16 protein-coding genes and 1 pseudogene are annotated in these 25,076 nt (G+C 69.5%); 8 read left to right on the top strand and 9 right to left on the bottom strand.

Annotation, left to right across the window (positions count from 1 at the left end; genetic code table 11):
- Positions 1-5: 5 nt before the first annotated feature.
- A complete protein-coding gene (locus ACFXKA_RS20200) occupies positions 6-455 on the bottom strand; it encodes a hypothetical protein (RefSeq protein ID WP_354839353.1) in 450 nt (149 codons plus the stop codon).
- Between the two features lie 146 nt (positions 456-601).
- Here ACFXKA_RS20200 and dapA point away from each other — a divergent pair, with 146 nt between their 5' ends.
- Positions 602-1,510, top strand: coding sequence for a 4-hydroxy-tetrahydrodipicolinate synthase (gene dapA / locus ACFXKA_RS20195; protein ID WP_354839356.1), 909 nt, complete (start codon positions 602-604; stop codon positions 1,508-1,510).
- Complete coding sequence (locus ACFXKA_RS20190; protein WP_379428379.1) at positions 1,507-3,492, top strand: ribonuclease J; 1,986 nt, start codon at positions 1,507-1,509, stop codon at positions 3,490-3,492. The genes dapA and ACFXKA_RS20190 overlap by 4 nt, the downstream gene beginning before the upstream one ends.
- Before the next feature lie 189 nt (positions 3,493-3,681).
- Here ACFXKA_RS20190 and ACFXKA_RS20185 read toward each other — a convergent pair whose 3' ends face one another.
- Together ACFXKA_RS20185 and ACFXKA_RS20180 are read right to left on the bottom strand one after the other, a co-directional pair.
- On the bottom strand, positions 3,682-4,242 hold the full coding sequence (locus tag ACFXKA_RS20185; RefSeq protein WP_354839361.1) for a hypothetical protein: 561 nt from the start codon (positions 4,240-4,242) through the stop codon (positions 3,682-3,684).
- A 38-nt stretch (positions 4,243-4,280) separates the two neighbouring features.
- On the bottom strand, positions 4,281-4,673 hold the full coding sequence (locus ACFXKA_RS20180; protein ID WP_379428378.1) for a DUF4189 domain-containing protein: 393 nt from the start codon (positions 4,671-4,673) through the stop codon (positions 4,281-4,283).
- Positions 4,674-4,920: 247 nt separating this feature from the next.
- On the opposite strand from ACFXKA_RS20180, the gene ACFXKA_RS20175 reads away from it, so the two are divergent.
- From ACFXKA_RS20175 to ACFXKA_RS20155, 5 genes are all read left to right on the top strand, one after another.
- On the top strand, positions 4,921-5,538 hold the full coding sequence (locus ACFXKA_RS20175; RefSeq protein ID WP_354839366.1) for a TIGR03085 family metal-binding protein: 618 nt from the start codon (positions 4,921-4,923) through the stop codon (positions 5,536-5,538).
- 126 nt (positions 5,539-5,664) lie between these two features.
- A complete protein-coding gene (locus ACFXKA_RS20170) occupies positions 5,665-8,517 on the top strand; it encodes a BTAD domain-containing putative transcriptional regulator (RefSeq protein WP_379428377.1) in 2,853 nt (950 codons plus the stop codon).
- A gap of 218 nt (positions 8,518-8,735) precedes the next feature.
- Positions 8,736-11,336 (top strand): DNA translocase FtsK, encoded by a 2,601-nt coding sequence (locus ACFXKA_RS20165; RefSeq protein ID WP_379428376.1) that lies wholly within the window; start codon positions 8,736-8,738, stop codon positions 11,334-11,336.
- 226 nt (positions 11,337-11,562) lie between these two features.
- A complete protein-coding gene (locus ACFXKA_RS20160; RefSeq protein ID WP_379428375.1) occupies positions 11,563-12,369 on the top strand; it encodes a class I SAM-dependent methyltransferase in 807 nt (268 codons plus the stop codon).
- Between the two features lie 93 nt (positions 12,370-12,462).
- Positions 12,463-13,692, top strand: coding sequence for an acyl-CoA dehydrogenase family protein (locus ACFXKA_RS20155; RefSeq protein WP_379383748.1), 1,230 nt, complete (start codon positions 12,463-12,465; stop codon positions 13,690-13,692).
- An 8-nt stretch (positions 13,693-13,700) separates the two neighbouring features.
- Here ACFXKA_RS20155 and hutH read toward each other — a convergent pair whose 3' ends face one another.
- The 5 genes from hutH to hutU all read right to left on the bottom strand — a co-directional run bounded on the left by hutH (position 13,701) and on the right by hutU (position 20,702).
- Positions 13,701-15,290, bottom strand: a complete 1,590-nt coding sequence (gene hutH, locus ACFXKA_RS20150) for a histidine ammonia-lyase (protein WP_354839381.1) — start codon at positions 15,288-15,290, stop codon at positions 13,701-13,703.
- Between the two features lie 64 nt (positions 15,291-15,354).
- A complete protein-coding gene (locus ACFXKA_RS20145) occupies positions 15,355-16,764 on the bottom strand; it encodes an amino acid permease (RefSeq protein ID WP_354839383.1) in 1,410 nt (469 codons plus the stop codon).
- A 117-nt stretch (positions 16,765-16,881) separates the two neighbouring features.
- Positions 16,882-17,841, bottom strand: a complete 960-nt coding sequence (hutG, locus tag ACFXKA_RS20140; protein ID WP_379428374.1) for a formimidoylglutamase — start codon at positions 17,839-17,841, stop codon at positions 16,882-16,884.
- Positions 17,838-19,025 (bottom strand): imidazolonepropionase, encoded by a 1,188-nt coding sequence (hutI, locus tag ACFXKA_RS20135; protein ID WP_379428373.1) that lies wholly within the window; start codon positions 19,023-19,025, stop codon positions 17,838-17,840. Before hutI ends, hutG begins: the two co-directional genes overlap by 4 nt.
- A gap of 6 nt (positions 19,026-19,031) precedes the next feature.
- Positions 19,032-20,702: a urocanate hydratase gene (gene hutU / locus ACFXKA_RS20130; protein WP_364614861.1), complete on the bottom strand. Its 1,671-nt coding sequence runs from the start codon at positions 20,700-20,702 to the stop codon at positions 19,032-19,034.
- Between the two features lie 197 nt (positions 20,703-20,899).
- Between hutU and hutC the strand changes: the two genes are divergently transcribed.
- Positions 20,900-21,655 carry a histidine utilization repressor gene (gene hutC / locus ACFXKA_RS20125; RefSeq protein ID WP_379428443.1) on the top strand — a complete coding sequence of 252 codons (756 nt, stop codon included), beginning with the start codon at positions 20,900-20,902 and terminating at the stop codon, positions 21,653-21,655.
- A 4-nt stretch (positions 21,656-21,659) separates the two neighbouring features.
- Here the strand turns inward: hutC and ACFXKA_RS20120 are convergent.
- Positions 21,660-25,004: pseudogene (locus tag ACFXKA_RS20120) on the bottom strand (NAD-glutamate dehydrogenase); the annotation flags it as partial.
- Positions 25,005-25,076 lie beyond the last annotated feature (72 nt).

Raw genomic sequence — 25,076 nt, 5'->3', positions numbered from 1 at the left:
ATCGGTCAGGGGGCATCGCAGCGGCCGGGGCCACCCCGCTTCATCTGGTCACGCAGCGCGGACTGAACGGTGGTCGACAGCCATGAGTTCAGCGACTGCCCGCTCTGCGCGGCCGCCTCCTCGGCACGGGCTTTGATCTGCTCGACCAGCCGCAACGTCACCCGGCTGATGTCACCGGTGACCTCGTCGAAGGTGGGGTGCTCCTCCTCGCCCGCGGTCTTGCGCACGTCGACGTGGGCGTCGGTCCCGTCGACCGACACGTGCACCGTGCGGTCGGGGAGGGTCGTGCTCACCTCGGCGGCCAGTTCCGAGAGCGCGGCCAGCAGGACCAGCCGGGCGGAGTTCTCGGTGGCGGCGGCCAGGGCGGCGGCCGTAGTCTGGGTTTTCTCATCGCCGAGTGCCGCGGCGGCAATCAGGTTCTCGCGCAGCTGGGCGGTGTATTTATTGAGATCCATGACACCAGTGTGACGTCGTCATTGACGTCATTCAAGGAAACTTCTGACGCCAGAAGTGGTCGCTTGACGCGAATCACCATCGCGCCGGGCACGGTTCGGGTATAACGATGCAAATCCCGTTCCGGCGAGGCTGTAGCCTTCTGACTATGACGAACGGTGAATCGACGCGAACCGAGCTGCACGCGTCCGGCACAGTAGGTGTCGCGATGGTGACCCCCTTTACCGCCGAAGGCAAGCTCGACGTCGATGCCGGTGTCGCGCTGGCCGCCCGCCTGATCGACGGTGGCGTCGATCTGCTCGCCATCTCCGGCACCACCGGGGAATCGCCGACCACTACCGAGTCCGAGAAGTTCGATCTGCTGCACGCCGTCGTGGACGCTGTGGGCGACCGTGCCACCGTCATCGCGGGCGCCGGCACCTACGACACCGCGCACAGCATCGAACTGGCCCGCAACGCGCAGCGCGCGGGCGCGCACGGCCTGCTGGTCGTCACTCCGTACTACTCGCGTCCCAGCCAGGACGGCCTGTTCGCCCACTTCACCGCCGTCGCGGACGCGACCGACCTGCCGGTCACCCTGTACGACATTCCGCCGCGCTCGGTGGTTCCCATCGCCACCGACACCATTCGCCGGCTCGCCGAGCACCCGCGCATCGTCGCGGTCAAGGACGCCAAGGGCGACCTGGGCGCCGGCGCCGAGCTGATCGCGGAGACCGGGCTCTCCTTCTACTCCGGCGACGACGTGCTCAACCTGCCGTGGCTGTCGGTCGGCGCGACCGGATTCATCAGCGTCATCGGCCATCTCGTGCCGGACCGCCTGCGCGCGTTGATCGACGCCTACCGCGCCGGCGACGTGGCGCGGGCCCGGGAGATCAATGTGAGCATGGCCCCGCTGAACCGGGCGATGGCCCGCCTCGGCGGCGTCGCCATGACCAAGGGGTCGTTGCGCCTGCTCGGCGTCGAGACCGGGGAACCACGGTTGCCGCAACTCATGCCGACCCAGGATCAACTCGACGAACTCGCGATGGATCTGCGCGCGGCCGGGGTGATTGCATGACCGGCCCCGCTCGTCGCCCCCGCCGTACCGCCAGCCGCGCCGCCGGTGCGCCCGCCCCGGCTCCGGAGACTCCCGTGCAGCCCGCGCCGGCTCCGGCCCAGGCGGAACCCGCCGCGCAGGTGAGCACCGCTGCCGCGCCGCAGGAATCGGTGAAAGCCGCCGCCCCGCGCACGGAATCGGCTGCGGCCGAACCGGTTCGGGAGCGTGGCAGCCGTGGCGGCCGCGGCGGCGACCGCACCCGGCGCGGCGGCAGCCGGTCCCGGCAGGGTGGCCGCGATCGCGAGCCGGCCCCGGCCCCGCGCGACCCGCACGCGATGGGCACCCCGCCCAAGGCGCCCAAGGGCGGCCTGCGGGTGTTCGCGCTCGGCGGCATCGGTGAAATCGGCCGCAACATGACCGTTTTCGAGTACGACGGCAAGCTGCTGATCGTCGACTGCGGTGTGCTGTTCCCGGAGGATCAGCAGCCCGGCGTCGACCTGATCCTGCCCGACTTCGGTCCGATCGAGAACCGCATGGACGATATCGCCGCGGTCATCCTCACCCACGGTCACGAGGATCACATCGGCGCGGTGCCGTTCCTGCTGCGCCTGCGGCGCGATATTCCGGTGATCGGCGCGAAGTTCACCCTCGCGCTGGTGGCGGCCAAGTGCCGCGAACATCGGTTGCAGCCCAACCTGATCGAGGTCACCGAGGGCGAGCGCACCCAGCACGGCGCGTTCGATTGCGAGTACTTCGCGGTCAACCACTCGATCCCGGACGCCATCGCGGTGGCCATCCGCACGCCCGCGGGCATCGCGCTGCACACCGGCGACATCAAGCTGGATCAGCTGCCGCTCGACGGCCGCCTCACCGACCTGGCCGGTTTCTCCCGCCTCGGCGACGAGGGCGTGGACCTGTTCCTGGTCGACTCCACCAATGCCGAGGTGCCGGGCTTCGTGACGCCCGAGCGTGAGATCGGCCCGGTGCTCGACAATGTGATCGGCAAGGCCAAGGGCCGGGTCATCGTGGCCTCCTTCGCTTCTCACGTGCACCGCATCCAGCAGGTGGTGGATGTCGCGCAGCGCTACGACCGCCGCGTGTGCTTCGTGGGCCGGTCCATGGTCCGCAATATGCAGATCGCGCAGGACCTCGGCTACCTGGACATTCCGGACGGCCTGGTGGTCGACCTGGATCAGGCCGCCAACCTGCCGGTGCACAAGCTGGTGCTGATCTCCACCGGCTCGCAGGGTGAACCGCTGTCGGCGCTGTCGCGCATGGCGCGCGGCGACCACCGCCAGATCAATATCCGCCCGGACGATCTGGTGGTGCTGGCCTCCTCGCTGATCCCCGGCAATGAGAACGCGGTCTTCGCGGTCGTGAACGGCCTGGCCCGCCTGGGCGCCACGGTCGTCACCCAGCAGAACGCGAAAGTCCATGTCTCCGGCCATGCTTCGGCGGGCGAGCTGCTCTACCTCTACAACGCGGTCCGCCCGACCAACGCCATGCCCGTGCACGGCGAGTGGCGGCACCTGCGCGCCAACGGCGCGCTCGCGGTGGCCACCGGCGTGCCCGAGGAGCGGGTCATCCTGGCCGAGAACGGCGTGGTGGTGGACCTGGTGGACGGCATCGCCTCCATCTCCGGCCGCGTCCCGGTCGGCCAGGTCTACGTGGACGGCCTCTCGGTCGGCGACGTCGGCGAGTCCACCCTCTCCGATCGCCTGGTCCTGGGCGAGGGCGGCTTCATCTCCATCAATGTCGCCGTCGACTCGGCCACCGGAAAGGCCGTCAGCACACCGGAGGTCAGTGGCCGCGGCTTCTCCGACGACCCGGAGGCGCTCTCCGGCGCTCAGGAACTCGTCGAGAACGAACTGCATCGCCTGGCGGTCGAAGGTGTCACCGACACCCACCGCATCGCCCAGTCCGTCCGCCGCGTGGTGGGCCGCTGGGTGGCCGAGACCTACCGCCGCCGCCCCATGATCGTCCCCACGGTCATCGGCGTCTGACCCGGCGAGCAACCGAAAACTCAACCGCCCGAGCAGCATTCCGCTGCTCGGGCGGTTTCGCTTGTCGCACGGCCGAATCCGCTGCGAATGCAGCTCCGCCCCCCGACGGTGCTGCTGTCGGGGGCGGCAAAACTGGGCGGGTCTCCCGCCGGGGGTTCCTCCACCTGGGGCGGGGAACTACAAGAGTTTCTACTTGTCCTGGCAGGCGGCCGAATCGAGCTTCGCGGCCTTGACGATGCTGCAGGCGTAGTTGTGGTCGATCTTCCAGTCGCTGCCGTCGGCGACGAAGGAGACCGTGGCGTTCTGGACCGGCTTGCCGTCGATGGTGACGTCGGCGTCGGCCTTGAGCTTGCCGTTCGCCGGGTCGCCGACGTTGGTGATCTTGATGGTGACCTTGTTGGCCTTGGCGGCGTCGACCAGCTTCTGGGCCAGCTGCGGGTCGAGGGCGGCGTCCTCGATCCAGTCGGTCTTGGTCTTGGAGTCGATGGACGGGTCGAACGCCTTGGTGACCTTGTCGTTCAGTTCCTGCACGCTCGGCTTGGGCAGATCCGCGACCGTGGTGGGGGCGGGGGCCGCGCCGGTGATCTTGCCGTCGCCCTCGGTGCTGCCGTCGAACTTGCCGGCCGGGGCGGCCGCGGAGGTGGTGGACGCGGCCTTGGTGCTGTCATCGGACTTGCTGCAGGCGACAAGGCCGAAGGCCGAGGTGGCCAGCATCAGCGCAGCCGTCGCGCGAAAGATGGTGTGCTTCAACGAAATTCTCCCCGTTGTTGTGGAATGACGCCGTCGGATCAGAGCTCGTAGCCGGTGGTGCAGTTCCAGTGAATGATGGTGGCGTCGCCGGAGTTCCGGCCCAGCGCCTGGCTCTTGGCCGCGCTGCGCGAGGAGGCCGCGCCGAAGGTGTAGTAGCCGTCGCGCGACGAGTAGGCGATCGCGCCGCAGCCGTTCGCGAAGCGCGCCACGATGTGGCAGTCGGCCTGGGGGCACGAGCTCATGGCGGCATTCTGCGCCGAGGGGCTGTCGGAATAGTCGTAGGAGTAGCCGATATGACCCGTGGACGGAGACAGCGCGATGGCGCCGTAGTAGTAGTAGTCCTGGTAGGCATTGGCGGGAGCCGCGGTCGCGGCCAGCAGGGAGCCGGCGGCCGCGACCATCACGGCTGCGCCGCTGACAATCTTCTTCAAAGTGTTGCCCTTCTTGTGCTTTCGGATCCACGACCCTATGGACCGAGGGATCAAGCTACCGATACGGAAAGGTTGACGCCAACCCGGATCTGTGTTTTGTGCGGTGTCCTCGAGCGGGGCGTCGCGGCCGGCCGCACTGGCACAACCGGAAGCCGCGATCACGATCGACTCCCGTCCTTATGAAGGACCGGGTGGTTCCCTTGACGCGGCCGTGCGCATTCGGACCTTCCCGACTAAGGTTCCCCTTATGACTTTGGCTCAACGGGAGCGCCAGGCCCTGGTTCAAGCGATGGCCGAAGCCGGCCCGGACGCGCCCACCCTGTGCGGCGACTGGACGGCCCGAGACCTGGCCGCGCACTTGGTCGTCCGGGAACGCCGTCCCGACGCCGCCCCCGGCATCCTGCTGAAGCCCTTCGCCTCCTATCTGGACAGCGTGCAGCGCAAGGTCACCCAGCGCCCGTTCGCCGACCTGCTCGACGAGGTGCGCAGCGGCCCGCCGTTGCTCCTGCGCCCGGTCGACTCGCTGATGAACACCACCGAGATGTTCGTCCACCACGAGGACGTTCGCCGTGCCGCGCCCGGCTGGGTGCCGCGCACGCTGTCCGCCGCCGATGAGAACCAGCTCTGGAAGGTGCTGACGGGCTTGGCGCGCATGGCATATCGCAAATCGCCGGTTACTGTCGCGCTCTCCACGCCCGACGGCCGCCGCACCGTCGCCCGCCAGGCCGGTGACCGCACGGTGGTGCTGGCCGGGCCGCCCTCGGAGCTGCTGCTGCATGCCTTCGGCCGCAATGCCGTTCGGCTCGAGGCCACCGGCGCCCCGGACGACGTGGCACTGGTGCACGCCCTCGACCGCAGCGTCTGACCCGTCCGCCGTCGCGACCGCCCGCCCGGCGGGAGTGGCAGCGCGCCCACCGGTCATGAAACGATCACGCGTCGAGCGGTAGCTTGCGTCCTCGGCAGCGGCCCGTGTGTGATGAGGTGGTAGGCAATGTCTTGGCAACTGGCGGTTCTCGGACCGGTCGAGTTGAGGGCCGATGGCGTGCCGATTCCGCCCATGCCGCCCAAACAGCAGGCGGCGCTTGCCATGCTGGCGTGCGCGCGCGGGCGCACGGTGTCGGTCGAGGAACTGGTGGACGGCATCTGGGGTGCTGAACGGCCGAGCTCGGCGGTGGGCGCGCTCCGGAATTACGCGTGGGCGCTGCGCAAGCATCTGGCCGTGCAGCAGTCCGTGTTGCTGTCGTCGGAAGCGCGCGGCTATCGCCTGGACGGACCGCTGCTTCTGGATGTCGACCGCATCGACCGGTTGCGTGGCGAGGCGGCCGAGGCGCGCGCCGCCGGCTGCCTGGAGACCGCCGACGTCGCGCTGCGTGACGCGCTGGGCGCGTGGCGCGGTGATCCGCTGACCGGCGTGCCCGGGCCGTGGGCCGCGGCCGAACGCGCGCGGCTGCGGCGGCTGCACCGCGTCCTCACCGAGGATCTCCTCGAGCTCACCGTGCAGCGCGGCGACTTCTCGCACGCCATGGCCGAATTGGCCGCGCTCATCACCGGTGATCCGCACAGCGAGCGGCTGCGCGGGCTCATGATGACGGCCCTCTACCGGGCGGGCCGACGCACCGAGGCGCTCGAGGAATACCAGCGCATTCGCAGGCTGCTGGTGGCCGAGCAGGGCATCGAGCCGGGTCCGGCGTTGGCGGAGCTGCATCGCCAGATCCTGGCCGACGAGCTGCCCACCGTGGCAGCGGAGACCGCGCCGATCGCCGTCGTCGCGCCCAGGCCGGCCCAATTGCCACCCGACACAGCCGATTTCACGGGCCGTCATGATCTGGTGCGGGAGTTGTGCGCCGTGCTCGGCGCGACCCGGCCGATCGTGGCCGTCTCCGGGATGGGCGGGGTCGGCAAGACGGCGCTGGCTCTGCATGTGGCACACCGGATCCGGGACCTGTACCCGGACGGCCAGCTGTACGTGGATCTGTTCGGCGCGGGCGCGACGCCGGCCGAACCGGAGCACGTGCTCGGCGCGTTCCTGCGCGCACTGGGCGTGGCGCAGAAGGAGATTCCGGTCGGCGTTGCCGAGCGGGCCGCGCTGTTCCGGTCCGCCAGTAGCGGCCGCCGCCTGCTGGTCGTGCTCGACAATGCCTGCGACGCAGCGCAAGTCGCGCCGCTGCTGCCGGGGGACTCCGGCTGCGCGGTGCTGGTGACGGCGCGCCGCCCGCTCACTGCCCTCCCCGGTGTGCGGTCCGCGGCTCTGACGGTGCTCGAACCCGAGGAGGCCGTCACCCTGTTCACCCGCATCGTCGGCGCGGCGCGAGTGGCGGCCGAACCCGAGGCGGTGCGCCGCATCGTGGAACTGTGCGGCCTGCTGCCCATGGCGGTGCGCATCGTGGCCGCGCGGGTGGCGGCCCGGCCGCAGTGGACAGTGGTCTCGGAGGCGGACCGGCTCGCGGCCGAACGCCATGACCTGGACCGCTTCCGGGCCGGGGACCTGGCGCTGACGGCCGCCTTCCGCGCGGGCTACGAGCAACTGCCGCCGGACACGGCGCGCGCCTTCCGGCTGCTCGCCGTCGCCGATCTGCCCGAGCTCTCGCTGGCCGCCACCGCCGCCGTCCTCGACACCGTCGAATCGGTGGCCGAGGATCTGTGCGAGGAGCTGGTGGACCGCGGCATGCTGGAATCGGTCGGCCGGGGCCGCTATCACTATCACGATCTGATGCGCCTGTTCGCGCTCGGCCGTCCCGACCGCGAGCGCGAACTCGATGTCACCGCCCGCCTGCTCGACTACTACCTGGCCACCATGAAAACGGTTCTGCGCGTGCGGCATCCGGGTCTGCGGCTGCGTCTCGCGCCCACCGGGCACCCCGGCACCCGCCTCGGCGATCTGGACTCGACCCGCGACTTCCTCACCATCGAGCGCCGCAATCTGGCCGCCGTCTACCGGCTGGCGGTCGCGGGGACGCCCCGGCATCGGGTGCTGGCGGCGGACCTGGCGCTGACCGTCGCGGAGACGGGACTGGCCTGTGACGCCACCGTCGACCTGGTCAAGGTCCTCGAAGAGCTGGTGCAGGCCATCACCTCCGACGGTGACATCGTGGCCGCCCGCCGGGCCCGGCTGGCGCTGGTCTTCGCGCTGGCCGCGGAACTGGAAGAGCCGCACGGTGCGGCCGTGCACGTGCGCGGACTGCTCGCCGACGACGATCCGGATATCGATCCCTGGACCTCCGGCGCGATTCAGGGCTTCGCGGGCGTGCTCGCCCTGCACGACGGCGACCCGGCCCGCGCCACAACGCATTTCGCGACCGCCCTCACCTACTACCGACGCGCCGACAGCTCCGAGTGCGTCCGCGTCGCGTATTCGCTGCTCGCCCGGGCCTATTCGGCGGCCGGCCGCAACCGCGACTCCCTGGCCGCCGCGGCGCGGGCGGTGGTCGGCGACAACGAGTCCGGGGTGCGCCGCAATGTGGTGTGGGGCCTGACCGAGGCCGCCTGGATCCTCAGCAGCGAGGGCGACGCCGACCGCGGCGCCCGCCTTTTCGATGCCGCCCTGGTCACCGCTCGCCGCTTCGGCAACACCCGCTTCGAATCGGTGATCCACGCCCGCGCCGCGCGCGCCGATCTGGCCGCCGGCCGCTACGCCCAGGCCGCCGACCACGCCCAACGCGCCGAGGCCACCCGGATCTCGGCCGGCGGCGCCGCCCACACCCACAACCTGCTGGTCCGCTACACGGCCCTGCGCCGCCTGGGCCGCACCCTCGACGCCGCCGAGTGCTACCGCACCGCGAGCAGCCAGATCCCTGACTTCGACACCGCTCTCACCACCTGGACCGCCCTCCCCGCGACTCGCTGATCCGGCCACGCTGCAGGCCGTGGCCGTTTTCCGGCGCGCGAATGGGCCGCGGTACAGCCCGGGCGCGCCGTAGTGTGACCGGTGGTTTCGGGCCGCTTCCAGTCGGGTGATCCCGCCGTCGGCGCGGGTTTTTGGTTGTGAGCGCCACAGTTTCTGATTCGGGTGGGCCGGGTGTTGCGGATGGTCCGGGTGGTGCTGTTGCGGCTAGCCTGGGACGCATGGCAGGTAAGGCCCGCACCGGAACGTCACGTTCGCGAGCGGCGGCTACGCGGGGGCAGGCTCCTGCACAGGCCCGCGCGCGCAGCCCACGCACCCCCGCGAAGGGGCGCGGGGGAGCGGGACAGAAGGCGCCGGCGCGGCGGCCCGCTCCGCGGCGCGGGTCGAATACCGCACCGTTGGCGGTGGTTCGGCGGGGCGTCACCAGCGGCTGGACCATGATGGCGCGGGGGCTGGGCGCGACGACGCGGGCGGTCAGCCGGGCCGGGGAGATCGAGCACGGGCATCGGCGCGATGGGATCGCGCTGGGGCTGGTGGCTTTCGCCTTCGTGATCGCGGCGGCGGTGTGGATGTCGGCGGGCGGTCCGGTCGGGCACTGGGTGGATGCCGTGGTGCGCGCGGTGGCCGGATCCGCCTCGGCGGCACTGCCGTTCGTGGCGGTGGCCATCGCGGTGATTCTGATGCGGACCGAGCCGCAGCCGGAGATCCGGCCCCGGCTGGTGCTGGGCGGTCTGCTGGCCGGGCTGCCGGTGCTGGGTCTGTGGCATCTGGCGGCGGGTTCGCCGTCCGATGCGCACGGTCGCGCGCATGCCGCCGGATTCGTCGGCTATGTGGTGGGTGGTCCGCTGGGTGAGGGGCTGAGCGCCTTCCTGGCGGTGCCGTTGCTCATGCTGGCCATCGGTTTCGGGCTGCTGCTGATCACCGGCACCCAGGTGCGGGATGTGCCCGCCCGGCTGCGGGAGATCTTCGGCACCGGCGCGGGCGGCGATGAATACGAGAGCTACTCCGAGGAACGCGGCCTCTACGACTCCGACAGTTATGACGCCGACGGCTTCCCGATGCACCGTCCCGAGGTGCGCAAGCGCCGCGGCCGCACCCCGTCGGAGAACTATCCGACCGACGAGTTCGCGGGTTCCGACGCGGTCACCGAGATCATCGGTGAGCCGCCGCTGCAGGACGCCAAGGACATCGCCGCGCCGGAGGAGAAGCCGAAGCCCAAGCCGCGCAAGGCCGTCGCGAAGGTCGTCGACCAGACCCCGCCGCCGCCGGAGCCGCAGCAGCTGGAGTTCGTCACCGACCGCGAGGTGGACGGCGATTACACGCTGCCGTCGCTGTCGCTGCTCACCGACGGCGATCCGCCGAAGAAGCGCAGTGCGGCAAACGAATCCATGATCGAGGCCATCACCGAGGTGCTGGTGCAGTTCAAGATCGACGCCGCGGTCACCGGTTTCGTGCGCGGCCCGACGGTCACCCGCTACGAGGTGGAGCTGGGACCCGGCGTGAAGGTCGAGAAGATCACGGCCCTGGCCCGCAATATCGCCTACGCGGTGGCGACCGAGAATGTCCGTCTGCTGGCGCCGATTCCGGGCAAGTCGGCCGTCGGCATCGAGGTGCCGAACGCCGACCGCGAACTGGTGCGCCTGGCCGACGTGCTGAAGGCCTCGACCACCCGCAACGACCATCATCCGCTGGTGATCGGTCTGGGCAAGAACATCGAGGGCGAGTTCGTGGCGGCCAACCTGGCCAAGATGCCGCATCTGCTGGTGGCCGGCTCGACCGGTTCGGGTAAGTCCAGCTTCGTCAACTCCATGCTGGTCTCGCTGCTGTGCCGGGCCACCCCCGATGAGGTCCGCATGATCCTCATCGACCCCAAGATGGTGGAACTGACGCCCTACGAGGGCATTCCGCATCTGATCACCCCCATCATCACCCAGCCCAAGAAGGCCGCGGCGGCGCTGGCCTGGCTGGTGGAGGAGATGGAGCAGCGGTATCAGGACATGCAGGCCAACAAGGTCCGCCATATCGACGACTTCAACCGGAAGGTGAAGTCCGGCCAGATCACCGCGCCGCTGGGCAGCGAAAGGGTCTACCGCCCTTACCCGTACATCCTGGCCATCGTGGACGAGCTGGCCGACCTCATGATGACCGCGCCGCGTGATGTCGAGGACGCCATCGTCCGCATCACCCAGAAGGCCCGTGCCGCAGGCATTCACCTGGTGCTGGCCACCCAGCGGCCCTCGGTGGACGTGGTCACCGGTCTGATCAAGACGAATGTCCCGTCCCGCCTGGCCTTCGCGACCTCGTCGCTGACCGACTCGCGCGTCATCCTGGACCAGCCGGGCGCGGAGAAGCTCATCGGCATGGGTGACGGCCTGTTCCTGCCCATGGGGGCAAGCAAACCGACCCGTCTGCAGGGCGCGTTCATCTCCGACGAGGAGATCGCGGCCGTCGTCGACTTCGCCAAAACCCAGGCCGAACCCGACTACCAGGAGGGCGTCACCGCCGCCAAGGCCGGCGAGAAGAAGGACGTCGATCCCGACATCGGCGACGACCTCGACCTCCTCCTGCAGGCCATCGAACTGGTCGTCACCTCCCAATTCGGTTCCACCTCCATGCTGCAACGCAAACTCCGCGTCGGCTTCGCCAAGGCCGGCCGCCTCATGGACCTGATGGAAACCCGTGGCGTCGTAGGCCCGTCGGAAGGCTCCAAGGCCCGAGACGTCCTCATCAAACCCGACGAACTCGACGGCCTCCTCTGGACCATCCGAGGCGGCGACGGCGCGCCGCCCGCCTCGGAGGACGCTGAGCCCGAGGGCCTTTAGCCGCTCACTCCCCGAGCACGAGGAACTGGCGGATGGTGAGGCGGCCCTGCGTCCTGCGGGAACATTTGTCCAATCCACCGACACACCTCGGCCGGGATAGTGCGCGTATGACTGTTTCCGGCAACAACTTACGCGCCACCGCCGAGCTGATTCGGGCGTTGTCGCGAATCACGGCACCCCCTGTCGGCCTTCATTGCGAAACACGCACTGTGGGAAGGGAAGGCAAATGACCCAAGCCGAACTGACGGGTGTGCCCGAGACGGCGTTGTGGACGCTGCGCAACCGGGCCGAGGAGGCGCTGCGCCCGGATTCCGGCTACGCCGACGACGAGGCGGTCCGGCTCTACCGTGCACTGGCCGGGGAGGACTTCGAGCGATTCGGGCCACCCAGCCAGGTCCACCCGTTGCGCGCGATGGTGATCGACGAGATCATCGCCGGCTTCCTCGCCACCCGCCCCGGTGGGCCGGTGGTCGCACTCGGCGAGGGCCTGCAAACAACGTACTGGCGTCTGGGCGAACCCGCGGCCGCCTGGTTCTCCCTCGACCTGCCGGAAATGGTTGCCGCCCAGCAGCGACTGCTACCTCCGGCCCCGGCGATCACCCGCCTGGCCCGCTCGGTGCTCGACCGGTCCTGGCTCGACGAAGTGCCATCCGGCCCCGCGGTGGTCACCGCCGAAGGCCTGTTCATGTACCTCCCGCCCGCCGAGGTCCACCTGTTGATCGCGGACCTGGCCGGACATTTTCCCGGCGGCATCCTCCTCTACGACTCCATCCCGCGCGTATTCAGTGCGCTGACGATGAAGGGCAGGGTGCGCCTCAGCGACCGCTACATCGCCCCACCGATGCCGTCCAGCCAGTCCCTCCGTCAGGCGCGCCGGCTGCCCACTCGAATTCCGGGAGTCGTTGCGTCCGAGGACCTCATCCCGCCGCCCGGGCGGGGCCGATGGGCCTCCCCACTGCTGCGCCGGGTCGCGACTGCCCCGGTCGTGCGCGCCCTGCGCCCCTCCCTCACCCTGCTCCGATTTTCGGAGTGAGCTGGCGGGGGGCTCGCGGGCGACGGTCGGGCGGATCTAGAACGTGTTCTATATTCGGAGGAACTGTTCCGCGAGCCCTCGGGAGTTCCCTTCATGTACCAGTGGTCCGACGAAGACCTGATGTTCCGCGACGCGCTGCGCGGATTCATCGACAAGGAGATCAAGCCCAACGTCGAGCAGCTGGAAAGTGGTGCGCTGCCGCCCTTCGACACCATCCGCAAGCTCTACGCGACCTTCGGCCTGGACGAGCTCGCCCGGGAAGGGCTGGAGAAGGCCTTCGCGCGGGAAGAGGGTGGCGCCGAGAACAAGCCGGGCAAGTCCGGCGGCGGGTTCAGCGGATCGGGCAGCATGGGCGTGATCCTGAACAGTGAGCTGGCCGGCATCAGCCTGGGCCTGGTGGCCTCGATGGGCGTGAGCCTCGGCCTCACCGTCGGCACCATTCGCAGCCGCGGCACCCTGGCACAGAAGAAGCGCTGGCTGCCCGAGCTGGTCACCTTCGAGAAGGTCGGCGCCTGGGCCATCACCGAACCCGATTCGGGCTCGGACGCTTTCGGCGGCATGAAGTCCTACGTCCGCCGCGACGGCGAGGACTACATCCTCAACGGCCGGAAGACCTTCATCACCAACGGCCCGTACGCGGACGTCACCGTCGTCTACGCCAAGCTGGACGAGGAGGACGGCACCGACCGCCGCGACCGCAAGGTGCTCACCTTCGTGCTCGACAAAGGCATGCCCGGCTTCACCCAGAGCGCCGCCTTCAAGAAGATGGGCATGAACTCCTCGCCCACCGGCGAACTGTTCTTCGACAATGTCCGCATCACCCCCGACCGGCTGCTCGGCGAAACCGAGAATCCGGCCAAGGGCGACGGAAAGGACAGTGCCAAGGAGTCTTTCGCCGCCGAGCGCATCGGCATCGCCTCGCTGGCGTTGGGCATCATCAACGAATGCCACCGGCTCAGCGTCGATTACGCGAAATCGCGCAAGCTGTGGGGCAAGGAGATCGCCCAGTTCCAGCTCATCCAGCTCAAGCTGGCCGAGATGGAGATCGCGCGAATCAATGTGCAGAACATGGTGTTCAACGCCATCGAGCGCACCGCCGCGGGCGAGAAGGTCTCCCTCGCCGAGGCCTCGGCCATGAAGCTGTACTCCTCGCGCGCGGCCACCGAGGTCGCCATGGAGGCCGTGCAGCTCTTCGGCGGCAACGGCTACATGGCCGAGTACAAGGTGGAGCAGCTCGCCCGCGACGCCAAGTCGCTCATGATCTACGCGGGCAGCAACGAAATTCAGGTCACCCACATCGCCAAGGGCCTGCTCGGCGGGTAACCCCGCACTCAGGACAGCGGGCCCACCACGGATTCGGCGCCGGCCAGCAACTCGCCCGAGGCCGCCAGCTGCACGACCGCTTCGATCTCCGGTGCCAGGTAGCGGTCGGCGCCCGGTCCCTCGACCACCTCGCGAATCCGATCGCGGACCGCGGCGGTCGCGGGGGACGGTTCCAGCGGAGCCCGCAGATCCAGGGCGCGGGCCGCGGTGAGGGCCTCGATGGCCAGCACCCGGGTCAGGCCGTCGATGGCGCGGCGCAGCTTGCGAGCCGCGGACCAGCCCATCGACACGTGGTCCTCCTGCATCGCCGAGGAGGGGATCGAGTCCACGCTCGCGGGCGCGGCCAGGCGCTTGAGCTCGGAGACGATCGCGGCCTGGGTGTACTGGGCGATCATGTGGCCGCTGTCGACGCCGGGATCGTCGGCCAGGAACGGCGGCAGGCCGTGGTTGCGGGCCCGGTCCAGGAAGCGGTCGGTGCGGCGCTCGCTGATGCTGGCCACATCGGCGACGACGATGGCCAGGAAGTCCAGCACGTAGGCCACGGGCGCGCCGTGGAAGTTGCCGTTGGACTCCACCCGGCCGTCGAGGGTGACCACCGGATTGTCCACGGCACTGGACAATTCGTAGGACGCGATCCGTTCGGCGTGCGCGAGGGTGTCGCGCGCGCCGCCGGCGACCTGCGGGGCACAGCGCAGCGAGTAGGCGTCCTGCACCACCGTGCAGTCGGGGGTCGCGTGGCTGGCCACGATGCCCGAACCCTGCAGCAGCCGAACCATATTCGAGGCGGCGAGCGCCTGACCCGGCTGCGGGCGCAGGGCCTGCAGGTCGGCGGCGAACACCTTGTCGGTGCCCATCAGGCCCTCGACGCTCATCGACGCGGTCACGTCGGCCAGGCGGAAGAGCCGGTGCAGGTCGTGGCAGGCCAGCACGAGCATGCCGAGCATGCCGTCGGTGCCGTTGATCAGCGCCAGGCCCTCCTTCTCCGCGAACACCACCGGCTCGAGGCCGGCCGCGGCCAGCGCCTGCGCGGCGGGCATGAGCGTGCCCTCAGCGTCGCGGACCATGCCCTCACCCATCACCGCCAGGGCGACGTGCGACAGGGGAGCCAGGTCGCCGGAACAGCCGAGGCTGCCGTACTCGTGCACGACCGGCGTGATCCCCGCCGACAGCAGCGCGGCGTACGCCTGGGCGACCTCCACGCGCACGCCGGTCCGGCCGGTCGCCAGCGTGGACAGCCGCAGCAGCATGAGGGCACGGATCACCTCACGCTCGACCTCGGGTCCCGAACCGGCCGCGTGCGAGCGAACCAGGCTGCGCTGCAACTGAGTTCGCAGTTCCAGCGGAATGTGCCGGGTGGCCAGGGCGCCGAAACCGGTCGATACGCCATAGACCGGCTTCGGGTCGGCCGCGAGCGCCTCGATCCGGGCGCGGCTCGCCGTGATCACGGTGAGCGCGTCCTCCGACAGCCGCACGGTGGCATTGCCACGGGCGACCCGGACCACGTCCTCGGGGGTGAGGGCGCCGACGCCGACGACGACTTCGGTGTCGGATGCCGCCGCGGCGTGCTGCTCGGAAAGCCGGAGGGTGTTCGCGTTCATCGTGTTGTCGTCCAATCCAATCTGCGGTCAGGGAAGAGTTCTGCGCTCAGGAAGAGCTGTGCGGTCAGGGAAGAGCGATTTCGGGCGCCGGGTCCGTGAGGGCCACCGGTGCGGGTTGCGTTGCGGGCCGGACCCACAGCCGGTAGGCCGCGGCGAGCAGAACCAGCCACACGGCTCCGACGATGAGCGCCACCCGGGTGTCGGCGTCGAAGGCGAGCAGGACGATCACGAACGCCAGGCCCGCGATGGCGAAGATCGGCAGGTAGGGCCACAGCGGCACCGGGAACTTCACCGCGGCAGCCTCTTCCGCGCTCATCTGCCGGCGCGAGCGGAAGTGGGACACCAGGATCATCAGCCAGACGAAGACCGTGGCGAAGGTGGCGATGGAGGCGATGACCACGAAGACCCGGTCCGGGATCAGGTAGTTGAGCACCACGCCGACCAGCAGGGCCGACACCATGATCACGACGGTCATCCACGGCACACCGTTGCGGGAGACCCGCCGCATCACGGCCGGGGCCTGCCCGCGCAGGGCCATGCCGTACATCATCCGGCCCGCGCCGAAGATATTGCTGTTGATGGCCGACAGCGCGGCCGTGATCACCACGACGTTCAGCACGGTCGCCGCCGACCCCAGCCCCAGGCTCTTGAAGATCTGCACGAACGGGCTGCCCTCGTCGCCGATCTGGTTCCACGGCGTGACGGCCATGATCACGGTCAGGGTCAGGACGTAGAACAACATGATCCGTGCGGGGACAGTGTTGATAGCCCGCGGAATCGTCCGCTCGGGATTCTCCGCCTCGCCCGCGGTGACGCCGATGATCTCCGACCCGCCGAACGCGAACATGACGATCGCGAAGCACCCGAGGAAGCCGCCCACGCCATTGGCGAAGAATCCGCCTTCGGCGTGCAGGTTGGACAGGCCGGTGCTGGTGTCATGGATGCCGAATCCCCAGATCAGCACGGCGGTTCCGCCCGCGATCATGGCGATGATCGCGACCACCTTGATCAGGCTGAACCAGAACTCGAGCTCGCCGAACACCTTGACGTTGAGCAGGTTGATCGCGCCGATGAAGAAGACGATCGCCAGCACCCAGATCCACCGGGGGACATCCGGGAACCAGAACCCCATGTAGACACCGAAGGCGGTGGTGTCGGCCAGCAGCACGATGACCATCTCGAAGATGTAGGTCCAGCCGGTCATGAACCCGGCCAATGGCCCGATGTGCTGGCTGGCGTACTCACCGAACGATCCGGACACCGGGTTGCGGACCGCCATTTCGCCCAGCGCCCGCAGCACGATGAAGATCACGGCGCCGCCGATCAGGTAGGCCAGCAGCACCGAAGGGCCGGCCTGTTTGATCGCCTCGGCCGACCCGTAGAACAGGCCGGTGCCGATCGCCGAACCCAGTGCGATGAATCGGATGTGGCGAGCGGTGAGACCCCGGGTCAGGGTCGAGGAGATGTCTTTCACGGATCGGACTCCCTGGTGTTGTTCATAACGCAGCCCGACAGGGATTGTGAGTGCGTTCACATATGTATAGGGCTGTCTATACAACTGTGTCAAGAGTGGGTAGTTACACAACGGCAACTAATGTAGTCGGCCGTCGCGCCGGGTCACGGTCCGGTGGATCAGCCGAGCGGCGGTGCGCGCGGTCCGGTGGTCGATATCGAGCTCCGGATTCAGCTCCGCCACATCCAGCAGCGCCAGCTTGCCGCTGCCCGCGACCAGGTCACACACCCGCTCGATCACCTCGAGCGGCACGCCGTACGCGGCCGGAGCGCTGACCCCGGGCGCGACCGGTGCGGGGAGGACATCCAGGTCAATGGTCAGATACACGACATCGACGGTGGCCAGGAACTCTTCGACGAAACCCCGCACCCCGGGCATATCCGCCACGGTGCAGTCCTCGTCGAGCCGATAGCGCACTCCCAGCGTCGCGGCGGTGTCGAACAGTGCCACGGTGTTGCTCGGCTGCGAGATGCCGAGCACCGCGTAGTTGAGCACCCGCCCGGCTGCCGCCTCATCCTCGGCCATCTGCCGGAACGGGGTCCCGGAACTGGGCGTCGGGTCGGCACGCAGATCGAAATGGGCATCGAGGTTGAGCACGCCCAGTCGCGCCCCGGCCGCGACCGCGGCCCCGGCGGCGATGCCGAGATAGCTGGCGTAGGCCACCTCGTGCCCACCGCCGAGCACCGTCACGAAATGCCCGCCGTCGAGCAATTCGGTCACCACCGCGCCCAATCGCCGCTGACCGGATTCGAGATCCCCGTCCTCGACCGCGACGTCACCGGCGTCCATGACGCGTGCCGGGCCGGGTAGCGCCATGGACGACAGTGCCTGCCGCAGGGCGGCCGGGCCGGCGGCAGCTCCGGTCCGCCCCTTGTTGCGGCGGACCCCCTCATCGCTGCGGAATCCGACCAGAACGCTTGCCCCGGGCGGGGTTTCGGGGGTGAACGGGGATATCGCGCTGTGCCAGCGCAGATGTGCCGGGCCCGGGCCGTCGTCGCGACCGGACCAGGGGGCGGGCGGATGATCGACAGCGGTCACAGCCGGTGCCCGTCCTTCCAGATCTCGCGCACCAGCGCGACTCCCGGCCGGTATGCCAGATACAGGTGCGAGGGTGCGTCCAGCGCGATCAGATCGGCCCGTGCGCCGACCCGGATGTGTCCGATATCGTTGCGCCGCAATGCCGCTGCGCCGCCGGCGGTCGCCGCCCACACGGCTTCGTCGGGGCTCATGTGCATTTCGCGCACGGCGAGTGCGATGCAGAACGGGATGCTCGTGGTGTAGCAGGTGCCCGGATTGCAGTCGGCGGCCAGCGCGACGGTCACGCCCGCGTCGAGCAGGGCTCGTGCGTCGGGATATTTGTTGCGCGTGGAGAAGTCGGCTCCCGGCAGCAGGGTGGCGACCGTGCTGCTCGCCGCCAGCGCCTCGATGTCCTCGCCGGTGGTGTAGGTGACGTGATCGACCGAGGCCGCGCCCAGCTCCGCCGCCAGCTGGACGCCGGCGCCGTAGCTGAGCTGGTTGCCGTGCACTCGCGGCGTGAGCCCGGCCGCGATACCGGCCTCGAGCACGGCACGCGACTGGTCGGCGTCGAAGGCGCCCTCCTCGCAGAAGACGTCGATCCAGCCGGCGTGCGAAGCGCACGCGGGAATCATCTCGTCGATGACCAGCCGCACGTAATCGTCGGTGCGACCGGCGAATTCCGGCGGCGTGACATGCGCCGCCAGCAGAGTCGTCTCCGACGTGTGCCGGGCGGCGATCTCGAGGCTCCGCAACTCGTCGGCAACGGTCTGCCCGTAGCCCGACTTCGTTTCGATCGTGGTGGTTCCGGTCCGCAGGGCCTCGGCGACCAGCCGCGCGACATTGGCGCTCAGCGTCGAGTCGGTGGCCGCCCGGGTCGCGGCGATGGTCGTCCGGATGCCGCCCGCGCTGTAGGGCGCCCCCGTCATGCGGGCCGCGAATTCCTCCGACCGCTCGCCGCCGAAAACCAGATGCGCATGGCTGTCGACGAATCCGGGCAGGGCGGCGCGGCCTTCCAGGTCCACCCGGGTGCCGGCGCTGCCCTCGGGCAGGCGCGTCCGCGGGCCGACCCACTGGATCAGGCCGTCGCCGAGCACCACCGCCGCATCCCGGATCACGCCGAGCGGGCCCGCGCCGATCTCGGGATCATTGGTCACCAGGGCGCCGATATTGTCGATGACCGTCCACTGCCCGGATTCGTTGTGCATGTGAGTTCAGTTCTCCTGCATCGGGATTCGGACGCCGCGCGTGGCGGCGACATCGGCCGCGTGCTGGTAGCCGGCATCGACGTGGCGGATCACGCCCATGGCGGGATCGTTGGACAGCACCCGCTCGAGCTTGCGGGCGGCCAGTTCGGTGCCGTCGGCGATGCACACCTGGCCGGCGTGGATGGAACGGCCCATGCCCACTCCACCGCCGTGGTGGATCGACACCCATGATGCCCCGGACGCGGTGTTGACCAGGGCATTGAGCAGCGGCCAGTCGGCGATGGCGTCGGAGCCGTCGGCCATGGCCTCGGTCTCGCGGTAGGGGGAGGCCACCGAACCGGAGTCCAGGTGGTCACGGCCGATGGCGACCGGCGCGGACAGTTCACCGGAGGCGACCATCTCGTTGAACTTCAGTCCCGCCCGGTGGCGTTCGCCGTAGCCGAGCCAGCAGATGCGCGCGGGCAGGCCCTCGAAGTGAACCTTCTCCCCGGCCATGGTGATCCAGCGCTCGAGGTGCTCGTTCTCCGGGAACAGCTCGAGGATGGCCTGGTCGGTGGCGGCGATGTCCTTCGGGTCGCCGGACAGGGCGGCCCAGCGGAACGGGCCCAGGCCCTCTTCGAACAGCGGCCGGATGTAGGCGGGCACGAATCCCGGGAATTCGAAGGCCCGCTCGTAGCCGCCCTTGCGCGCCTCGTCGCGGATGGAGTTGCCGTAGTCGAACACCTCGGCGCCGGCGTCCTGGAAGCCGACCATGGCCTCGACGTGAGCGGCCATGGACTTGCGGGCCTCGGTGGTGAACCAGGCGGGATCCTCGGCGGCGCGGCGGTGCCAGTCGGCCACGTCGACGCCGATCGGCAGGTAGGACAGCGGGTCGTGGGCCGAGGTCTGGTCGGTCACGATGTCGATCGGCGCGCCCATGGCGAGCAGGCGCGGGAAGATCTCCGCGGCATTGCCGACCACGCCGATGGACAGCGGTTCCCGCGCGTCGCGCTGCTGGACGGCCAGTTCCAGTGCGGCTTCGAGGCTTTCGGCCTTGGTGTCGAGGTAGCCGTGTGCGATGCGGCGATCGATGCGGGTGACGTCGACGTCGACGCACAGCGCCACGCCGTCGTTCATGGTCACCGCGAGCGGCTGCGCGCCGCCCATGCCGCCGACGCCGGCGGTCAGGGTGATGGTTCCGGCGAGGGTGCCGCCGAAACGCTTGCGCGCCACCGCGCCGAAGGTCTCGTAGGTGCCCTGGAGGATGCCCTGGCTGCCGATGTAGATCCACGAACCTGCGGTCATCTGGCCGTACATCATGAGGCCCTCGGCCTCGAGCTTGCGGAACTGCTCCCAGTTGGCCCAGTCGCCGACGAGGTTGGAGTTGGCCAGCAGGACGCGCGGCGCCCATTCGCTGGTCCGCATCACGCCGACCGGCTTGCCGGACTGAACCAGCAGCGTCTCATCGTCTTTCAGGGTGGTCAGCGTGCGCACGATGGCGTCGTAGGCATCCCAGCTGCGGGCGGCGCGGCCGGTTCCGCCGTAGACGACCAGATCGTCGGGACGCTCGGCGACCTCGGGGTCGAGGTTGTTCATCAGCATGCGCAGGGCGCCCTCCTGCTGCCAGCCGAGGCAGTTCAGTTCGGTGCCGCGCGGCGCACGGACCGGGCGGGGGCCGGACGTGGGGTTGGTGGTCATCGGGACTCCTGTGTATGGGCTGATCGTGACGCCCATAACACCCCGGATTCGACGCCTGGAACAGCGTCGGCGCGAGAGATTCTCGGATCCGAGACACCTGACCGCTGCGGGGCGCCGCCGGAGCGCCGATACACTTGGGCCCGAACGGGCGGGTGTCCACCGATGGGCAGGATGTGGAACAGGTGACGAATGTGGCGATGGACGAGGTGGATATCGCGTCGCTGTATCGGGCTCGCGGCCGTGGAGCAGCCCCGGCGTATCAGCGCGTCAAGGATCTGATCACCGAGCAGATCGTCTCGGGGCGCTGGCGGGAGGGCGAGCTGCTGCCGTCGGAGAATCAGCTGGTCGGTGCACTGGGACTGTCGCGCATGACGATCAATCGCGCGCTGCGGGAGCTGAGCGCCGACGGTCTGGTGGTCCGGCTGACCGGTGTCGGCACGTTCGTGGCCGAGCGGAAGGTCAGTTCGGCGCTGGTCGAGGTGCGCAATATCGCCGACGAGATCGGGGACCGGGGACACCGGCATCGGGCCGAGGTGGTGTCGCTGGAGCAGCGCCCGGCGGATTCGGTGATCGCGCAGGATCTCGGCATCGCCGAGGGCAGCCCCGTATTCCATTCGAAGCTGGTGCATTTCGAGGACGGGCTGCCCATCCAGCTCGAGGATCGCTTCGTGAATCCCGAGTTCGCGCCGCGCTACCTGGAACAGGACTTCACGACCACGACACCCAACACCTACCTGGTGTCGGTGGCTCCGCTCGGTCGTGGCGAGCATGTGGTGGAGGCGGTGCTGCCGACTCCCGACGAGTGCGCCCTGCTCGGGCTCACCGAGTCGGAGCCGTGTCTGCTGATCCGCCGTCGTACGTGGTCGGAGGATCGGCTGGTCAGTTCGGCGCGGCTGCTGCATCCCGGTTCCCGCTACCGGCTCGCGGGAACCTTCGACGCGCAGACTTCCTGAGGGGTTACCCCGTGCGGACCAGGCCGCGGATCTGACGCACCGCCACGGACATGGCGGCCACGTCGGCGGCCGGGCTCTCGAGGATTTCGGTGAGGGTGGAGCTGGTCCGGTGGATGCGGGTGGCGTTGCGGGTCGCCCACCGGGCGATGGTGTCGGCGGGCGGCTCGGCCGGATCGGGCCGGTCCGCCAGCAGCGCCAGGCACAGCAGGCGCAGGGATCCGTAGAGGTCGTCGCGCAGGGCCAGGCGGGCCATCGAACCCCAGCGGTCCTCGGTGGACAGTCGCGAAACCGATTGCAGCAGGCGCACTGTGCCCAGCTGCTGGCTCAGCGCGTAGTACAGCCCGGCCACGTCGGCCACCTCGTGACCGCCCGCGTCGGCGACCTCGATGATGTCGAGCAACCCGAACTGGTCGAGCAGCAGGTGCACCCGGGCGGCCAGCTCGTGCGGCACCCCGGCGTCGATCGAGTCGGCGATGCGGCCGTGCAGGTCTGCCAGTTCACGGTCGCGCAGCCATTCCGGGACCAGGTGGGCGTGTGCCGCCAGTCGCGGGGCGAATCTGCCGGTCTCGGTGGCGATGTCGAGTGGCTGCGGGCGGTTGGCCAGCAGCCAGCGCACCGCCCGGTCGAGCACCCGCTGCGTGGCGCGGACGAGCCCATTGGTGACCGCCGCCGGCAGTCCGCCGGCGGCGATGTCGTCCCAGAGGCGGTGCAGCCCGAAGATGCGGGTGGCGACGAGATAGGCGCGCACCACGTCCGGCCCGCCGGCCGCGGAGTCCTCGGCCAGCCGGAAGACGACACTGATTCCGCCGTGGTCGATCACATCGTTGGCGAGCTGCGTCGCCACGATTTCGCGGTGCAGCGGGTGCTCGGACACGCTGTCGCCGAAGCGTTCTCGCAGTGAGGCGGGGAAGTAGGCGAGCAGATGATCGTGCATCGCGGCGTCGTCGGGCAGGTCGCCGGCGAGCAGTTCGTCCTTGACCGCGAGTTTGGCGTGCGCCAGCAGGGTCGCCAGTTCCGGGGAGGTCAGACCGCGCCCGCTGTCGGCGCGCCGGGTGAGCTCGTTCTCGTCGGGCAGCGCCTCCAGGGCCCGGACCAGTCCGCGCCGGGCCTCCAGCTGCGCGATCATGCGGGCGTGCACGCCGATGCGGGCAGCCGCGTCGGCCCGGCTCACGCCCAGGACCCGGTTCTGGGAACGATTGTCCCGCAGGACGATCCGGCCGACCTCGGCGGTCATGTCGGCCAGCAGGCGGTCACGTTCGGCCCGGTCGACCCGGCCCGCGGACATCATGCCGTCCAGCAGAATCTTGATGTTCACTTCGTGGTCGGAGCAGTCGACCCCGGCCGAGTTGTCCAGGGCGTCGGTGTTGATTCTGCCTCCGCCGCAGGCGTATTCGATGCGGCCGCGCGCGGTGAATCCGAGGTTGCCGCCCTCGCCGACCACGGTGGCCCGCACGTCGGCGGCGTTCACCCGCACGCCGTCATTGGCCTTGTCGCCGACGTCGGCGTGTGATTCGGTGGCGGCCTTGACGTAGGTACCCACGCCGCCGTTCCACAGCAGGTCGACGGGTGCGCGCAGGATCGCGCGGATGACCTCGTTCGGTGGCGCCGCCGTGACCGACTCCGGAAGCCCCAGTGCGGCACGGACTTCGGGACTCAGGGGCACCGTTTTCGCCGATCTCGGCCACACCCCGCCGCCGGCACTGATGAGGGTGGGATCGTAGTCCGCCCAGGACGAGCGGGGCAGTTCGAACAGTCGCCGGCGTTCGGCGTAGGAGACCGCTGCCTGCGGCCGCGGGTCGAGGAAGATGTGCCGGTGGTCGAACGCGGCGACCAGCCTGATGCGCTCGCTGAGCAGCATGCCGTTGCCGAAGACATCGCCGCTCATATCGCCGATCCCGGCCACCGTGAAGTTGGCGGTGCTGGTGTCGCGGCCCATTTCGTGGAAGTGGCGTTCGACGCTCTCCCACGCGCCGCGGGCGGTGATGCCCATTGCCTTGTGGTCGTAGCCGACCGATCCGCCCGAGGCGAACGCGTCGCCGAGCCAGAAGCCGTAGCCCGCCGCGACCTCGTTGGCGATGTCGGAGAAGGTCGCGGTGCCCTTGTCCGCGGCCACCACCAGGTAGGTGTCGTCGCCGTCGTGGCGGACGACGTCTCGGGCCGGGAGCACGGCTCCCGTGGCCGCGTCGATATTGTCGGTGACGTCGAGCAGTCCGGCGATGAACTGCCGGTAGCAGGCGATGCCCTCGGCCAGGTGGGCGGCGCGGTCGGCCGCGTCGTCGCCGGTGGGCCGCGGGGGTTGCCTGACGACGAATCCGCCCTTGGCGCCGACCGGCACGATGACGGCGTTCTTCACCGCCTGCGCCTTGACCAGTCCGAGGACCTCGGTGCGCAGGTCCTCCTTGCGGTCCGACCAGCGCAGGCCGCCGCGCGCCACGGCGCCGAACCGCAGATGCACGCCCTCGACCCGGGGCGAGTAGACGAAGATCTCGAATCGTGGCCTGGGATGGGGGAGTTCGTCGATTCGCTGCGGGTCCAGCTTGATCGACAGTGCCGTCGCCTTGCCGTCGCGCACGAAGTAATTGGTGCGCAGCGTGTTTCGCACCAGCGTGGTGAGGGCGCGCAGAATGCGGTCCGCTTCGAGCCCGACGACCCGGCCGATGGCGTCGTTCAGCCGGTCGGTCACGCCGGCCTCGGCGGCTGCGGTGCTCCCGTCCGGCGCGAACCGCGCGTGGAACAGGTCGGTCAGCAGCCGCGCGGATTCGGGATGTGCGGCAAGGACTTCCGCGATCCGTTCCGGGCTGTACGGGAATCCGCTCTGCCGCAGGTACTTCGCGTACGCCCGCAGTACCGACACCGGACGCCAGGCCAATCCCGCGCCCAGCACCAGGCGGTTGAAGGTGTCGCTCTCGGCGTCGCCCCGCCAGGCGGCGGCGAAGGCTTCGGTGAAGCGGGCGTGCGTGCCGTCGTCGGGTGCCGGTTCGCTGTCGAATGCCAGGCCGAAGTCGTATATCCAGCATTGGTTTCCGGCCGAATCGTCGACCGGGTAGGTGCGTTCGTCCAGGACTTCCACGCCGAGGGACTGGATGACCGGCAGGATGCGGCTGAGCGAGACGGCCGCGCCGGCGATGTAGAGCGTGAGCCGTAACCGTCCGCGCGCCCGTCCGGTGGGTGGGTGCAGGGCCACGTCGTACGAGCCGGGGTGCAGCGTTTCGATGCGGGCGATGTCGGCGGCGGCGCGGGCGGGGTCGAAATCGTGTTTGTACCACTCGGGCAGGGACCGGGAGTACGCCTTTGCCAGGGTGTGGTCTGCCATCTGTGCGTAGAGGTCGTCGTCCCAGTCCTGCGTCATTGTCGGAAATCTCCCCGTTGCGGCGGTTGTATATACAACAACATACAACTGCTGTGAGGGGCCTCACAAGCA

It is taken from the genome of Nocardia sp. NPDC059228, from assembly GCF_042754245.1.
Lineage (GTDB): Bacteria > Actinomycetota > Actinomycetes > Mycobacteriales > Mycobacteriaceae > Nocardia.
This window is presented reverse-complemented; position numbering and strand designations above follow the sequence as displayed.